12 protein-coding genes are annotated in these 15,217 nt (G+C 71.1%); 2 read left to right on the forward strand and 10 right to left on the reverse strand.

All coding sequences use genetic code 11. The annotated features are described in order from the left end of the window. Positions 1-45: 45 nt before the first annotated feature. The 8 genes from rodA to ACF09E_RS06695 all read right to left on the reverse strand — a co-directional run bounded on the left by rodA (position 46) and on the right by ACF09E_RS06695 (position 8,915). Positions 46-1,245 (reverse strand): rod shape-determining protein RodA, encoded by a 1,200-nt coding sequence (rodA, locus tag ACF09E_RS06660; protein ID WP_388798813.1) that lies wholly within the window; start codon positions 1,243-1,245, stop codon positions 46-48. 4 nt (positions 1,246-1,249) lie between these two features. Further along, entirely contained in the window at positions 1,250-3,490 is a 2,241-nt protein-coding gene (mrdA, locus tag ACF09E_RS06665) for a penicillin-binding protein 2 (RefSeq protein WP_392204174.1), read from the reverse strand. Positions 3,491-3,509: 19 nt separating this feature from the next. Further along, positions 3,510-4,178, reverse strand: a complete 669-nt coding sequence (mreD, locus tag ACF09E_RS06670; protein ID WP_388798807.1) for a rod shape-determining protein MreD — start codon at positions 4,176-4,178, stop codon at positions 3,510-3,512. Then, entirely contained in the window at positions 4,175-5,164 is a 990-nt protein-coding gene (gene mreC, locus ACF09E_RS06675; RefSeq protein ID WP_361857465.1) for a rod shape-determining protein MreC, read from the reverse strand. Before mreC ends, mreD begins: the two co-directional genes overlap by 4 nt. A gap of 78 nt (positions 5,165-5,242) precedes the next feature. Continuing rightward, entirely contained in the window at positions 5,243-6,262 is a 1,020-nt protein-coding gene (locus ACF09E_RS06680) for a rod shape-determining protein (protein ID WP_017239313.1), read from the reverse strand. A gap of 301 nt (positions 6,263-6,563) precedes the next feature. Beyond that, positions 6,564-6,977, reverse strand: a complete 414-nt coding sequence (gene ndk, locus ACF09E_RS06685; protein ID WP_361857468.1) for a nucleoside-diphosphate kinase — start codon at positions 6,975-6,977, stop codon at positions 6,564-6,566. Between the two features lie 64 nt (positions 6,978-7,041). After that, positions 7,042-7,407: a DUF4233 domain-containing protein gene (locus tag ACF09E_RS06690; protein WP_361857471.1), complete on the reverse strand. Its 366-nt coding sequence runs from the start codon at positions 7,405-7,407 to the stop codon at positions 7,042-7,044. A gap of 5 nt (positions 7,408-7,412) precedes the next feature. After that, entirely contained in the window at positions 7,413-8,915 is a 1,503-nt protein-coding gene (locus ACF09E_RS06695; RefSeq protein WP_388798802.1) for a bifunctional folylpolyglutamate synthase/dihydrofolate synthase, read from the reverse strand. Positions 8,916-9,026: 111 nt separating this feature from the next. On the opposite strand from ACF09E_RS06695, the gene ACF09E_RS06700 reads away from it, so the two are divergent. Then, positions 9,027-10,049 carry a rod shape-determining protein gene (locus ACF09E_RS06700; protein ID WP_392204175.1) on the forward strand — a complete coding sequence of 341 codons (1,023 nt, stop codon included), beginning with the start codon at positions 9,027-9,029 and terminating at the stop codon, positions 10,047-10,049. A gap of 57 nt (positions 10,050-10,106) precedes the next feature. Here ACF09E_RS06700 and ACF09E_RS06705 read toward each other — a convergent pair whose 3' ends face one another. Further along, positions 10,107-11,246 carry a sensor histidine kinase gene (locus ACF09E_RS06705; protein ID WP_392204176.1) on the reverse strand — a complete coding sequence of 380 codons (1,140 nt, stop codon included), beginning with the start codon at positions 11,244-11,246 and terminating at the stop codon, positions 10,107-10,109. A 198-nt stretch (positions 11,247-11,444) separates the two neighbouring features. Next, positions 11,445-14,093, reverse strand: a complete 2,649-nt coding sequence (locus ACF09E_RS06710) for a valine--tRNA ligase (protein ID WP_392204177.1) — start codon at positions 14,091-14,093, stop codon at positions 11,445-11,447. 137 nt (positions 14,094-14,230) lie between these two features. Here ACF09E_RS06710 and ACF09E_RS06715 point away from each other — a divergent pair, with 137 nt between their 5' ends. Further along, positions 14,231-15,169, forward strand: coding sequence for a hypothetical protein (locus ACF09E_RS06715; RefSeq protein WP_392204178.1), 939 nt, complete (start codon positions 14,231-14,233; stop codon positions 15,167-15,169). Positions 15,170-15,217: the final 48 nt, after the last annotated feature.

Here is a 15,217-nt window from a genome sequence, read left to right on the forward strand (position 1 = left end):
GTACGCCCGGCGGCCCGGCCGGAAACCGGCCGGGTGCCGGAGCGGCTACGCCGTCATGGGCCGCTGGACCTTGATCGACTGGAGCAGTCCGATCGCGACCCAGACCGCGAACATCGACGAGCCGCCGTACGAGACGAACGGCAGCGGCAGACCGGCGACCGGCATGATGCCGAGCGTCATGCCGATGTTCTCGAAGGACTGGAAGGCGAACCAGGCGATGATCCCGGCCGCGACGACGGTGCCGTAGAGCTCGGTGGTCTCGCGGGCGATCCGGCAGGCCCGCCAGAGCACGACGCCGAGGAGGACGAGGATGAGGCCGGCGCCGACGAAGCCCAGCTCCTCCCCCGCGACCGTGAAGACGAAGTCGGTCTGCTGCTCGGGCACGAACTGGCCGGTGGTCTGGGAGCCCTTGAAGAGCCCGGCGCCGAGGAGGCCGCCGGAGCCGATCGCGATCCTGGCCTGGTTGGTGTTGTAGCCGACGCCGGCCGGGTCGAGGTCGGGGTTGGCGAAGGCGGCGAAGCGGTTGATCTGGTACTCGTCGAGCATGCCGAGCGCGGTGACCAGGACGGCGCCTCCGATGCCGGCGCCGATCAGTCCGAGGACCCAGCGGTTGGAGGCGCCGGAGGCGAGCAGCACGCCGAGCACGATGACCGCCATGACCATGACCGAGCCCAGGTCCGGCATCAGCATGACGATGCCCATGGGGAGCGCGGCCAGCGTGAGGGCCTTGGCGACGGTGCGGTGGTCGGGGTGGAGCTGGTCGCCGGCGTCGACCTTCGCGGCCAGCAGCATCGCCATCACCAGGATGATCGTGATCTTCACGAACTCGCTGGGCTGGAGCGAGAAGCCGCCGCCGACGACGATCCAGGCGTGGGCGCCGTTGATGGTGGCGCCGAGCGGGGTGAGCACGGCGAGGATCAGCACGATCGAGAGGCCGTAGAGGACCGGGACCGCGCCGCGCAGGGTGCGGTGGCCGAGCCAGATCGTGCCGATCATCAGGGCGACGCCGATGCCGGTGTTGAGCACGTGCCGGAAGAGGAAGTAGTACGGGTCGCCGTTGTTGAGCTCGGTGCGGCCGCGGGTCGCGGACCAGACGAGCAGCGACCCGATGAAGGAGAGCGCGAGCGCGGAGAGCAGCATCGGCCAGTCGAGCCGGCGGACCACCGAGTCGCGGGCGGCCAGCTTGGCGAGCGTGCCGCGTTCGGGGGCGTAACGGGAGACGGAGAAGCCGTGGGGTGCGGTCATCGGTTCAGTCCCTCCGCCAGGCGGCGGGCGGGCCCGCGAGTTCCTGCTGGTCGGGCTGGTCGGGGTCGGCCTGGCCGGGATCGGCCGGGTCGGGCTGCCGGGTGCCCGCCGGGGCGTCGGGGTCGACCTTGCCGACCTCCGGGTCGTACGGCGTGACCTTCGGGGCGTCGATGGAGCCGTCGGCCTCGATCTTCGGGAGGCTCTTCTGCGGCTGCGGCAGCAGGGCCCGCTTGAGGTCCTGGTTGCCGGCGTCGTCGAGTCCGTAGAGCGCGTCGTAGATGTTGCGGACGGCGGGGCCCGAGGCGCCGGAGCCCGTACCGCCCTGGGCGATCGTCATCACGATCGAGTAGTCCTTGGTGTACGTGGCGAACCAGGAGGTCGTCTGCTTGCCGTAGACCTCGGCGGTACCCGTCTTGGCGTGCATCGGGATCTTGTCCTGCGGCCAGCCGCCGAACCTCCAGGCGGCGGTGCCGCGGGTGGCGACTCCCGCGAGGGCCTCCTCTATCAACGCCTGCGTCTTGCTGTCCATGGGCAGCCTGCCGTGGGACTTGGGCTTGATCTCGGTGACCTTCTTGCCGTCGGGGCTGATGATCGCCTTGCCGACGGTGGGGTTCCAGAGGGTGCCGCCGTTGGCGATGGCGGCGTAGATGGTGGCCATCTGGATGGGGGTGACGAGGGTGTCGCCCTGGCCGATGGAGTAGTTGACCGAGTCACCGGCGCGCATCAGGTTGCCTTCGAGGCAGTTCTCGTAGGAGAGCTGCTGCACGTAGGTTCCGCCGCGCTTGCCGATCTTGCACCAGTAGTCCTTGTTGGCCGCCCAGAAGTCCTGCTTCCACTTCCGGTCGGGGACCCGGCCGGTGACCTCGTTGGGGAGGTCGATGCCGGTCTCGGCGCCGAGGCCGAACTGGTGGGCCGTCTTGTAGAACCAGTCGTTGGCGTTCTTCTTCGGCTTCATCCCGCCGTCCTTCTGCCACTGCTGGTGGGAGAGGGCGTAGTAGACGGTGTCGCAGGAGACCTCGAGGGCCTGGCCGAGGGTGATGGAGCCGTGGCCCTGGGACTCGAAGTTCTTGAAGACCTGGTTGCCGATGGAGTACGAGGACGGGCACGGGTAGCGCCCGTTGAAGTCGTATCCGGCGTTGACGGCGGCGGTGGTCGGGATGACCTTGAAGATCGAGCCGGGGGCGGCCTGGCCCTGGATGGCCCGGTTGAGGAGCGGGAAGTTGGAGTCCTTGCCGGTGAGGGCCGCGTAGTCCTTGGCGGAGATGCCGCCGACCCAGGCGTTGGGGTCGTAGTCGGGCTGGGAGGCCATGGCGACGATCCGCCCGGTCTTGTTCTCCATGACCACGACGGCGCCGGAGTCGGCCTTGTAGTTCTCGCTGGTGTTCTTGTCGTAGACCTTGCGGGCCTCGACCATCGCGTTGTGCAGCTCCCACTCGGCGACCGCCTGCACGCGGGCGTCGATGGAGGTGACGACGTTGGAGCCGGGGACCGCGGGGTCGTTCTTGGCCTGGCCGATGACCCGGCCGAGGTTGTCGACCTCGTAGCGGGTGACGCCGGCCTTGCCGCGCAGTTCCTTGTCGTAGGTGCGCTCGATGCCGGACCGGCCGATCTGGTCGGAGCGGAGGAACGGCGAGTCGGTGTCCTTGGCCTTCTCGATCTCCGTGTCGGTGACGGGCGAGAGGTAGCCGAGCACCTGCGAGGTGCGGGACTTGCCGGGGGCCGGGTAGCGGCGCACGGCGGTGGGTTCGGCGGTGATGCCGGGGAAGTCCTCGGCGCGCTCGCGGATCTGCAGGGCCTGCTGGGTGGTGGCCTCGTCGGTGACCGGGATCGGCTGGTAGGGCGAACCGTTCCAGCAGGGCTTCGGGGTCTTGGAGTCGCAGAGCCGGATCTTGTTGATGACCTCGTCGGGCTTCATGTCGAGGACGTCGGCGAGCCGGGTGAGGACGGCCCTGCCGCGGTCCTTCATCTTCATCAGCTCGGTGCGGGACGCGGAGACCACGAGCCGGGTCTCGTTGTCGGCGAGCGGGACGCCGCGGGCGTCGAGGACGGAGCCGCGCACGGCGGGCTGCACGACCTGCTGGACGTGGTTGTTCTTCGCCTCGTCCGTGTACTCCTTGCCGTTGCGGATCTGGAGGTACCAGAGCCGGCCCCCCAGGGTCAGCAGCAGCGAGAAGACGAGGATCTGGATGACGACGAGCCGGATCTGGACCCGGGGGGTCCGCCCTGTCTCGGGGATGTTGCTCATACGGCCGGGGCCCCCTCGATCACAGTCGCTTGACTCCCTTGATGCGTCCGGCCCGTGCGGCGCGGTTCCGGGCGGTCTTCACGCGCAGGCCGCCGCGCTGGGTCCCGATCCTCAGGCCGGTGCCGGAGGAGAGCCAGCCGGAGGCGACGTCGGTGCCGTTGCCGCCGCCGGCGTCCGCGAGCGGATCGTTCTCCGCGCGGCGGGCCAGCGCCATGATGAGCGGCACCGTGAAGGGCGCGAGGAGCAGGTCGTAGACGGCCGCGGTGAACAGCAGGGACCCCAGGCCGACATGGCGGGCGGCGGTGTCGCCGACCAGGGCGCCGACCCCCGCGTAGAGCAGGGTGGAGCCGACGGCGGCCGCGACGACGACGGCCATGGGGCCGGTCGCCGAGGTCAGCCGGCCGTTCTCCGGGCGGGCGAGGCCGACGAGGTAGCCGATGACGCAGAGCACGAGGGCGTAGCGGCCCGCGGCGTGGTCGGCGGGCGGGGCCAGGTCGGCGAGGAGGCCGGCGGCGAAGCCGATGAGCGAGCCGCTGACGGGTCCGTAGACCAGGGCCAGGCCCACGACGGTGAGCAGGACGAGGTCGGGGACGGCGCCGGGGAGCTGGAGCCGGGCGAGGACGGAGACCTGCACGACCAGGGCCACCACGATCAGGGTGGCGGAGAGGAGGATCCGGTTGAACTTCACGGTGTGGTGTCCCCCTGGTCCTGGCCCTGCTGGTTCTGGCCCTGCTGGTTCCGCTGTCCGTCGGCGGCCTGCTGCCCGTCGGTCGGCTTCGGCGTCACGGTGACCGTGACGGTCGGCGCCGGCTTGGGCTTCTGCGGCAGGACCGTGTCCCGCGGGTCGGCCGGGGGCGCCTGGACGACGACGCCGACGATGTCGAGCTTGGTGAAGCCGACGTAGGGGCGGACGAAGATGTTGCGGGTCAGGCCGCCGCCCGCCGGGTCGACGCGGACGACCTCGCCGACCGGGACGCCGGGGACGAAGGGCTTGTCGGCGCGCGAGCCGAAGGTGACGAGCCGGTCGCCGGGCTTCACCTTGGCCTTGCCGTTGAGGAGCTGCACGACCAGCGGACGGTCGCCCTGCCCGGTGGCGAAGCCGAGTTCGTCGGACTTCTCCATGCGGGTGCCGACGGTGAAGTCGGGGTCGTTGGCGAGCAGGACCGTGGAGGTCGACGGGCCGACGGTGGTGACGCGGCCGACGAGTCCGGAGCCGTTGAGCACGGTCATGTCCCGCTTGATGCCGTCGCGCGCGCCGACGTCGACGGTGACGGTCCAGGAGAATCCCTGGGCCGCTCCTATGGCGATGACCTGGGCGCCCTTGATGCCGTACTGCCCGGCGCCGGCGGTCTTGAGCATGGCGTCGAGCTCGCGCAGCCGGTTGCGGTTGCGGTCGTCGCTGCCGAGCTCGGCCTTGAGCTCGGCGTTCTCCTTCTCCAGGGCGGCGATCCGGGTGTGCCGCTCGCCGGAGTCCCTGACCGCGCCTATGGCGTTGCCGATGGGGTCGACGGCGGCCGCCACACCGTTCTCGACCGGCCCGAAGACCGCCGCTGCGGCCTGTCGGGCACCGTCGACGGGTGACTCCTGGCCGCCGCGGATGTCCACCGTGATCAGTGCGAACGCGATGGCGATCAGCAGCACCAGGAGCAGCCGGCTCTCTCGTGTGTCCCTCACGTGCGGCGGCCGTGCCTTTCCTCGTGGTTCGGTTGTTCGGCTGTGCGGTGGTGCTCTCGTGGGGCTGTACGGGTGGTGCTAGCGGCGCGGCTGGGCGTCGAGGACCTGCTGGAGGGCCTCGAACTCCTCCACGCACTTGCCGGAGCCGAGGGCCACCGAGTCCAGCGGGTCCTCGGCGATGTGGATCGGCATGCCGGTCTCGCGGCGGAGGCGCTCGTCGAGGCCGCGGAGCAGCGCGCCACCACCCGTGAGAACGATGCCGCGGTCCATGACGTCACCGGACAGCTCCGGCGGGCACTTGTCGAGGGTGGTCTTCACCGCGTCGACGATGGCGTTGACCGGCTCCTCGATGGCCTTGCGGACCTCGGCGGCCGAGATGACCACGGTCTTCGGCAGGCCGGAGACGAGGTCGCGGCCGCGGATCTCGGTGTGCTCGTCCTTGTCGAGGTCGTAGGCGGAGCCGATGGTGATCTTGATCTGCTCGGCGGTCCGCTCACCGAGGAGGAGCGAGTACTCCTTCTTGATGTGCTGGATGATCGCGTTGTCCAGCTCGTCGCCGGCGACCCGGATCGACTGTGCCGTGACGATTCCGCCGAGGGAGATGACGGCCACCTCGGTGGTGCCGCCGCCGATGTCCACGACCATGTTGCCGGTGGCCTCGTGGACCGGGAGGCCCGAGCCGATGGCCGCCGCCATGGGCTCCTCGATGATGTGCACCTGGCGGGCGCCGGCCTGCGTCGAGGCCTCGATGACGGCGCGGCGCTCCACCCCGGTGATGCCGGAGGGCACGCAGACGACGACGCGGGGGCGGGCCAGGTAGCGGCGCTTGTGGATCTTGAGGATGAAGTAGCGGAGCATGCGCTCCGTGATCTCGAAGTCGGCGATCACGCCGTCCTTCAGTGGCCGGACGGCGACGATGTTGCCGGGGGTCCGGCCGATCATCTTCTTCGCCTCGGCTCCCACGGCGAGGATGCCACCGGTGTTGGTGTTGATGGCGACGACGGAGGGCTCGTTCAGAACGATGCCCCGACCCCTGACGTACACCAGCGTGTTGGCGGTCCCGAGGTCGACAGCCATGTCACGGCCGATGAACGACATTGAGTTCCCCTTGTTTCCCATGAGGATGCTTCGGGCCTTCCCCAGCGAGCGTTGACGGCTTCTCAGGTAGGCGAAACGTTGGCTGAAGTGGGTGGCTGAAGGTGGTGCGGCGTGGAGTTTTCCATCGTAGTGCCGCCCGCCCGGATACCGCGCGGTGGTCCACCTCTGTACAGGTGACGGTAGGACGCGGCGATCCGTTCCCGGGATCGGCGTTCATATGCCTGGGGGCGACCGAATTCCTTCGGTCGCCCCACAGGCTGCTGCTTTCGGCTGACGCCGGGTCAGCGCATCCGGGTGCGGATCAGACCAGACCCGGGAAGAAGATCTTGAGCTCGCGCGCGGCCGACTCCTCCGAGTCGGAGGCGTGGATCAGGTTCTCCCGGACGATGGTGCCGAAGTCGCCGCGGATCGAGCCGGGCGCGGCGGCGATCGGGTCGGTCGGACCGGCCAGCTGGCGGACGCCCTCGATGACCCGCTCGCCCTCGACGACGAGCGCGACGACGGGGCCGGAGGACATGAAGCCCATCAGCGGCTCGTAGAAGGGCTTGCCCTTGTGCTCGCCGTAGTGCTGCTCCAGGGTCTCCTGGTCCAGCGCGCGCAGCTCCAGGGCCGCCAGGGTCCAGCCGGCCTTGCGCTCGATACGGCCGATGATCTCGCCGATCAGGCCACGGCGGACGGCGTCGGGCTTGAGCAGGACGAGCGTGCGCTGGCTCACGGGGGAACTCCTTAGGAAAAGCGTGTGCGGGCCTCCGAGGCTACAGGCCCCGCACGCCCCTCGATTACGCAGCGTCAGGCCCTGCCGAGGCCCCTGCGGCCTGGGACTCGGCCCACCGTGCCTTGATGTCGTCGATCCGTCGCCCATAGTGAACGGAGGCCCACCACAGACCGGCGAAAACCGCCCCGAGGAAGAACATCGTGGGCACGAAGAATCCGCTCAGGATCAGACCGATCTGGAGGGCCCAGCCGAGCTGCACGCCGCCGGGGCGGGTGACCATGCCGCAGAGCAGCACCGAGAAGAGCATCGCGACGCCGCAGACCCACCAGACGGTGGACATCGCGAGGCCGTCGTCCTTCATGGCGACGAGACCGGCGAAGCCGATCACGAAGAACTCGCCGATCAGCGTCGAGGAACAGAGCGTACGCATCGGGTTCAGCCCCTTCGCAGCAGCAGCCGGGCGTCGCCGACCGTGAAGATCGAACCGGTCACCAGGACTCCGGCACCGCCGTACTCGGCCTCCTCCTCCGCGAGGGTGATGGCCGTTTCGAGGGCGTCGGGCAGCCGCGGCTCCACGACGACCCGGTCCTCGCCGAAGACCTCCACCGCGAGGGCGGCGAGCGCGTCCACGTCCGTGGCGCGGGGGTTGGAGTTCGCCGTGACGACGACCTCCGCGAAGATCGGCTCGAAGGCCTCCAGGAGGCCCTTGGCGTCCTTGTCGCCGCTGGTGGAGACCACGCCGACGAGCCGGGAGAAGCCGAAGGCCTCGCTGACGCCCTCCGCCGTCGCCCGCGCGCCGTGCGGGTTGTGCGCGGCGTCCAGGATCACCGTCGGGGAGGAGCGGACGATCTCCAGCCGTCCGGGCGAGGCCACCTGGGCGAACGCCTGCCGGACCGTGTCGAGGTCCAGGGTGCGGGCGTGCTCCGAGCCGATGCCGAAGAAGGCCTCGACGGCCGCCAGCGCCACGGCCGCGTTGTGCGCCTGGTAGGCGCCGTGCAGCGGCAGGAAGACGTTGTCGTACTCGCCGCCCAGGCCGCGCAGGGTGAGGAGCTGGCCGCCGACCGCGACCTCGCGGGCGACGATGCCGAACTCCATGCCCTCGCGGGCCACGGTGGCGTCCGCCTCGACGGCCTTCTTCAGCAGGACCTGCGCCGCGTCCACCGGCTGCTGGGCCAGGATCACGGTCGCGCCCTGCTTGATGATCCCGGACTTCTCGCCGGCGATCTCGGCGGTCGTCCCGCCGAGCCGGTCCGTGTGGTCCAGGTCGATCGGGGTGACGACGGCGACGGAGCCGTCGATGACGTTCGTCGCGTCCCAGGTGCCGCCCATGCCGACCTCGACGACGGCCACGTCCACCGGGGCGTCGGCGAAGGCCGCGTACGCCATTCCGGTGAGGACCTCGAAGAAGGAGAGCCGGTACTCCTCGCGGGCGTCGACCAGCTCCACGTACGGCTGGATGTCCCGGTACGTCTCGATGAACCGCTCGGCGGAGATCGGGGCGCCGTCCAGGCTGATGCGCTCGGTGATGGTCTGCACGTGCGGCGAGGTGTACCGGCCGGTGCGCAGCTCGAAGGCGCCGAGCAGGGCCTCGATCATCCGGGACGTCGACGTCTTGCCGTTGGTGCCGGTGACGTGGATCGACGGGTACGCGCGCTGCGGCTCGCCGAGGACGTCCATCAGGGCCGCGATCCGGGTGACCGACGGCTCCAGCTTGGTCTCGCCCCAGCGGGTGGACAGCTCCGTCTCGACCTCGCGCAGCGCCTTGTCGAGCTCGGGGTCCTCGGGACGGCTCGGCACCGGGTCGCCCTGGGGCCGGCCGCCCTGGGTGCGCAGGGTGCGGCTGCCGGCCTCGATCACCGCCAGGTCGGGGTCGCGCTGGGTCTCGGTGTCGACGATGTCGTCGAACTGCTCGTCGCTCTGGTCGCTCGGCTCACTCACGGGCCCAGTCTACGGACGGCCTCCGGCGTCACGACCGACAGGACCATGGACCCGCCCTTTCGGGACCTTCGGTCCGCCGTCCGCGACGGCGGCCGGGCAAACTTGGCGATCATGGACATAGGGATCGACCTCGGCACGGCCAACACGCTCCTCTACGCACGGGGCCAGGGCATCGTGCTCGACGAACCGTCCGTGGTGGCGGTCCAGGAGGGCTCGCGGCAGGCGCTCGCGGTGGGTGCGGAGGCGAAGGAGACCATCGGGCGCACGCCGGGTTCGATCACCGCGATCCGCCCCCTCAGGGACGGGGTGATCAGCGACTACGAGGCGGCCGAGGAGATGATCCGGCACTTCGTGCGCAAGGCCGTCCCGGGCCGGCGGCGGCCCCGGACCCGGATGGTGGTCTGCGTGCCGAGCGGGGTGACCCAGGTCGAGCGGCGGGCCATCGTGCACGCCTCCCTCTCGGCGGGCGCGCGGGCGGTCCATCTGATCGAGGAGCCGATGGCGGCGGCGATCGGCGCCGGGCTGCCGGTCTCCGACCCGCGGGGCTCGATGGTCGTCGACATCGGCGGCGGGACCACCGAGGTGGCCGTGATCTCGCTCGGCGGGATCGTCACCGCCCGGTCGCTGCGGGTGGGCGGTGACCGGCTCGACGCGGCCGTGACCGACTTCGTCCGCCGGGAGTACGGGCTGCTCGTCGGCGAGCGGACCGCCGAGGACGTCAAGATCGCGATCGGCACGGCCTGGCCGGTGCCGGGCGAGGAGGAGCGGGAGGGGCGGACCTTCACCGTGCGCGGACGGGAGCGGGTCGGCGGGCTGCCCCGGACGGTGGAGCTGACCGTGCCGGAGGTGCGGGAGGCGCTCGACGAGCCGGTCGAGGCGATCATCGCGGCGGTACGGGCCACGCTGGAGGAGTGCCCGCCGGAGCTGTCCGGCGACGTCATGGAGCGCGGGATCGTGCTGACCGGCGGCGGGGCGCTGCTGCCGGGGCTCGACCTGCGGATGGCCTCGGCCACGGGCATCCCGGTCTTCGTCGCGGAGCGGCCGCTGGACTGCGTGGTGCTGGGGTCCGGTCGGTGCGTCGAGGACTTCGACGGGCTGCAGCGGGTGCTGGGCAAGGCGGAGGCCGTGCGCTGAACGGGCGGGGATCGCGGACCGCGCGCCGGGGCCCGCGGAGGGATTCCCGGCGGGCCGTCAGCGCGGCAGACCGGCCGGCAGGAGGGCCGTCACCCGGTAGTCCCCGCCCTCCCGGCGGGCCTCCAGCGTGCCGCCCATGCTGGTGACCCGCTCCCCCATCGAGAAGAGACCGGTGCCGGTGGACACGGGCGCCGGGTCCGGCGGGCTCTTGGGCAGCGGGTTGCGGACCTCGATCCGCAGATCGGGCCCCTCGACCGTGATCGCGACCGTCACGGGCAGCCCGGGGGCGTGCTTCGCCGCGTTCGTCAGGCATTCCCGCACGACCCGGTGGACGGCCGCCTGACGCAGCGGCGAGAGGGCCTTCGCCTCCTCGGCCACGGCCAGCCCGACGGCGCTGCCCATCCGCTCGCTCTCCCGGGCGAGCGCGGCGAGCCCTTCGAGGCCGGGGGTGTCCGCGTCGCGGCCGGCGCGGCGCACGATCGTCTCGTTCAGCATCAGATGGGCGCGCCGGGCGGTGTCGGCGAGCTCCTCGAAGTCCTTCCGGTGGGCCTCGCCCCTGGCCCGTACGGCGAGGACCTCGGCGCGCACCGCGAGCACGGTCAGCTCACGGCCGACCAGGTCGTGGACGTCCCGGCCGACGGAGATCCGCTCCTCCTGGACGGCCTGCCGGGCGGCCGCCTCGCGCCGCTGGACCTCCAGGGCCCGGACGAGGTCCTGCCGGTACGCGGCGATGCCGACGCCCGCCGCGAGGACCCCGATCGGGACCACCAGGCTCAGGAAGTCGCTGAGCGTGTCGCCGTGCCGGGCCGGCCAGCCGGGCGTCTGGAAGAGTCCGTAGGCGACGCCGACGTACAGCAGGGTGGCGAGCACGGCGCCGCGCCGGCCCCGGTACCGGCCGATCGAGTACAGCGCGAACTGGATCATGGTGAGTTCGTGCAGCCAGCCCATCAGCCCGAGCGCCACCAGGTACGGGACCCAGGGCAGCCTGCGGCGGAGCACCAGGGTGGCGGCGCCGGCCGCGAGGACCAGGGTGGCGGTGACGCCGGTCAGGGAGTTGTCGGCGCGGGCGAGCCCCGGCACGTCCAGGCACATGAGGCCGAAGGCGCTGAGCGCGGCGACGACGTCGAGGGCGCGGGGCGACACCGCCCACCGGTCCACGCAGCGGCGGAGCGCGGGGACGGTGGGGAGGCGGAGCATGCGTTCCATCATCCAGGGTCTTTCGTCCCGGCGACGGGGACCTGAAGTCCCGTCTGATGTGATATCGGGCACCTCGTCCGCTTCTGCTCGGAGAGCGGGTCCCGGCCGGTCCGCCGTCCGCCGCGCCCCCGGCGGGAGGGGCACGGAAACGCAGGGGGCCCGGAACCGACCAGCGGTTCCGGGCCCCCTCCGTACGGGTTACGCCTGCGGCAGGTTCGCCAGCTGCGTCTGGATGCGGGCGATGTCCTCGTCCGCCTTGGCGAGGCGGGTGCGGATCTTGTCGACCACGTTGTCCGGGGCCTTGGCCAGGAAGGCCTCGTTGCCGAGCTTGCCGTTGGCCTGGGCCTTCTCCTTCTCCGCCGCCGCGAGGTCCTTCGCGAGGCGCTTGCGCTCGGCGGCCACGTCGATCGTGCCCGACAGGTCGAGCGCGACCGTGGCGCCGGCGACCGGCAGGGAGGCGGTGGCCGAGAAGCCCTCGCCCTCCGGCTGGAGGCGCAGCAGCTGGCGGATGGCGGCCTCGTGCGGGGCCAGCGCCGTGCCGGTCACGTCGAGGCGGGCCGGGACCTTCTGGCCGGGCTGGAGGCCCTGGTCGGAGCGGAACCGGCGGACCTCGGTGACGACCCGCTGGACGAGCTCGATCTCCTTCTCGGCGGCCTCGTCGCGGAAGCCGCCCGGTGCGTCGGCGCCGGGAACGGACACCGCCTTCGGCCACTCCGCGACGACGAGGGACTCGCCGCCGGTGAGGGTGGTCCAGAGGGTGTCGGTGACGAAGGGGACGATCGGGTGGAGCAGGCGCAGGGTCACGTCGAGGACCTCGCCGAGGACCCGGGCCGAGACCCTGGCCTGCTCGCCGCCGTCGAAGAAGGTCGTCTTGGACAGCTCGACGTACCAGTCGAAGACCTCGTCCCACGCGAAGTGGTAGAGGGCGTCGGCGAGCTTCGCGAACTGGTAGTCGTCGTAGAAGGCGTCGGCCTCGGCGACGACCTTGTCGAGCCGGGACAGGATCCAGCGGTCGGTCGCCGACATGTCCTCGACGGCCGGCAGCGGGCCCTCGACCGTGGCGCCGTTCATCATGGCGAAGCGGGTCGCGTTCCAGATCTTGTTGGCGAAGTTCCGGGAGGCCTGGACCCAGTCCTCGCCGATCGGGACGTCGACGCCCGGGTTGGCGCCCTTGGCCAGGGTGAAGCGCAGGGCGTCGGAGCCGTACTTGTCCATCCAGTCCAGCGGGTTGACCGTGTTCCCGAACGACTTCGACATCTTCTTGCCGAACTCGTCGCGGACCATGCCGTGGAACGCGATCGTGCGGAACGGCGGCTGGCCGTCCATCGCGTACAGACCGAACATCATCATGCGGGCGACCCAGAAGAACATCAGGTCGTAGCCCGTGACCAGGACGGAGTTCGGGTAGAACTTCTCCAGGTCCGGCGTCTGCTCGGGCCAGCCCATCGTGGAGAACGGCCAGAGGCCGGACGAGAACCAGGTGTCGAGGACGTCGGTGTCCTGCGTCCAGCCCTCGCCCGTCGGCGGCTCGTCGTCGGGGCCGACGCAGACCAGTTCGCCGTCGGGGCCGTGCCAGACGGGGATGCGGTGGCCCCACCACAGCTGGCGCGAGATGCACCAGTCGTTGAGGTTGTCGACCCAGTCGAAGTAGCGCTGCGACATGTCGGCCGGGTGGATGTTCACCCGGCCGTCGCGGACCGCGTCACCGGCGGCCTTGGCCAGCGTCTCGACCTTGACCCACCACTGAAGGGACAGCCGGGGCTCCAGCGTCGTCTTGCAGCGCGAGCAGTGCCCGACGGAGTGGGAGTAGGGACGCTTCTCGGCGACGATCCGGCCCTCGGCCCGCAGGGCGGCGACGATGGCGGAGCGGGCCTCGAAACGGTCCAGGCCCTGGAAGGGACCGTGGACGGTGATGACACCGCGCTCGTCGAGGACCTCGATGGACTCCAGGTCGTGGCGCTGGCCGATCGCGAAGTCGTTCGGGTCGTGGGCCGGGGTCACCTTGACCGCGCCCGTGCCGAACTCCGGGTCGACGTGGGTGTCGGCGACGACCGGGATGGTCCGGTCGGTCAGCGGCAGCTTGATCTGCTTGCCGATGAGGTGCGCGTAGCGCTCGTCGTCCGGGTGGACGGCGACGGCGGTGTCACCGAGCATCGTCTCGGCGCGGGTGGTGGCGACGACGATGGTGTCCTCGCCCTCGCCGTACTGCATGGAGACGAGCTCGCCGTCGTCGTCCTGGTAGTCGACCTCGATGTCGGAGATGGCCGTCAGACAGCGCGGGCACCAGTTGATGATGCGCTCGGCGCGGTAGATCAGGCCGTCGTCGAACATCTTCTTGAAGACGGTCTGGACGGCACGGGACAGACCCTCGTCCATGGTGAAGCGGTCCCGGCTCCACGCCAGGCCCTCGCCGAGGCGGCGCATCTGGCCGGCGATCTGACCGCCGGACTCGGCCTTCCACTCCCAGACGCGCTCGACGAAGGCCTCGCGGCCCAGGTCGTGACGGGACTTGCCCTCCTTGGCGAGTTCGCGCTCGACGACGTTCTGGGTGGCGATGCCGGCGTGGTCCATGCCCGGCTGCCACAGCGTCTCGAAGCCCTGCATGCGCTTGCGGCGGGTGAGGGCGTCGATCAGCGTGTGCTCGAAGGCGTGGCCCAGGTGGAGCGATCCGGTGACGTTCGGCGGCGGGATGACGATGGTGTACGCCGGCTTCTCGCTCTTCGCGTCCGCCTCGAAGTAGCCGCGCTCTACCCAGCGCTCGTACAGCGGCCCCTCTACCTCGGCCGGCGCGTACTGGGTCGGCAGTTCGGTGGTGGGCGCTGTCTGCTGCTGAGTGTTCTCGGTCACGGGCCCAGTTTAGGGGTGTCTTCGCCTTGTCCTGAAACGCTTTGGTTCGGTAACGGTGTGGCCCCCGCCGCACTGAGGCCCCCGCCGTTCCGCCAGGATGTTCGGAGGCATAAACATCCTGTGAGGGGAACCAGTCGATGAGCTACAACCAGCCGGGGCCGTACGGCCAGCAGCCGCAGCAGCCCGGGCCCTACGGCCAGCAGCCGGGACCGTACGGCCAGCAGCCGCAGCAGCCGGGTCCGTACGGCGCGCAGCCCGGCTACGGCTACCCCCAGCAGGCCCCGCAGGGCGTGCCGCCGCAGCAGCCCCCCTACGGCTACCCGCAGCAGCCCGGCCCCTACGGCCAGCAGCCCCCGTACGGCGCCCCCCAGGGCCCCGGCGGCTATGTCCCCCACCCCCCGGCCCCGAAGAAGTCCAAGGCCGGCTGGATCGTCGGCGCGGTCGCGGTCGTGGCGGCGCTGGGCGTGGGCGCGTACTTCGTGCTGGGCGGGGGCGGTTCGTCCGTCGCGGACGACGGCCCGCACAAGCTGATCACCCCGGAGACGGTGCTCACCGAGTACAAGAAGGCCCCGGACAGCGGCAAGGCCAGCGGCGACGACTCCCTCAAGGAGGCCCAGCAGAAGGGCGTCAAGAACGCCCAGCAGGTGCGCGCCTCCTACAAGGTGGAGGACAAGGCCAACCCGCTCGCGGGCAAGTTCATCTCCTTCAACGGCCTCTACGGCGAGATCGACGACCCGGAGGCCGTCGTCGACGGCGTCTTCGCCAGCGCCAAGGCCGAGGCCGACAAGGACGCGGGCAAGGCGGACGCGCCGCAGCTGATCGGCAGCCCGCAGGAGTACACGCCCGCCGAGCTCGACGGCGCCGTCCTCAAGTGCCAGCAGGCCCAGGGCAAGGCGGACACCTCCCAGGGCGTGCCCGCGTTCACCGTGACGATGTGCGTGTGGGCCGACCACAGCACGGTGGGCTTCGTGGTCCCGACCGACGCGGGCGCGCTGCTCTCGGGCAAGGCCGGCTCCGCCGAGGACGCTGCCGCCCTGACCGCCAAGCTCCGCAAGGAAGTCCGCGTCAAGGCCTGATCCGGACCCCGCACACGCGGAAGGGGCGCCCCGCCGGCCGGCGGGGCG

The sequence above is a fragment of the Streptomyces sp. NPDC014891 genome (assembly GCF_043081085.1).
Classification (GTDB): domain Bacteria; phylum Actinomycetota; class Actinomycetes; order Streptomycetales; family Streptomycetaceae; genus Streptomyces.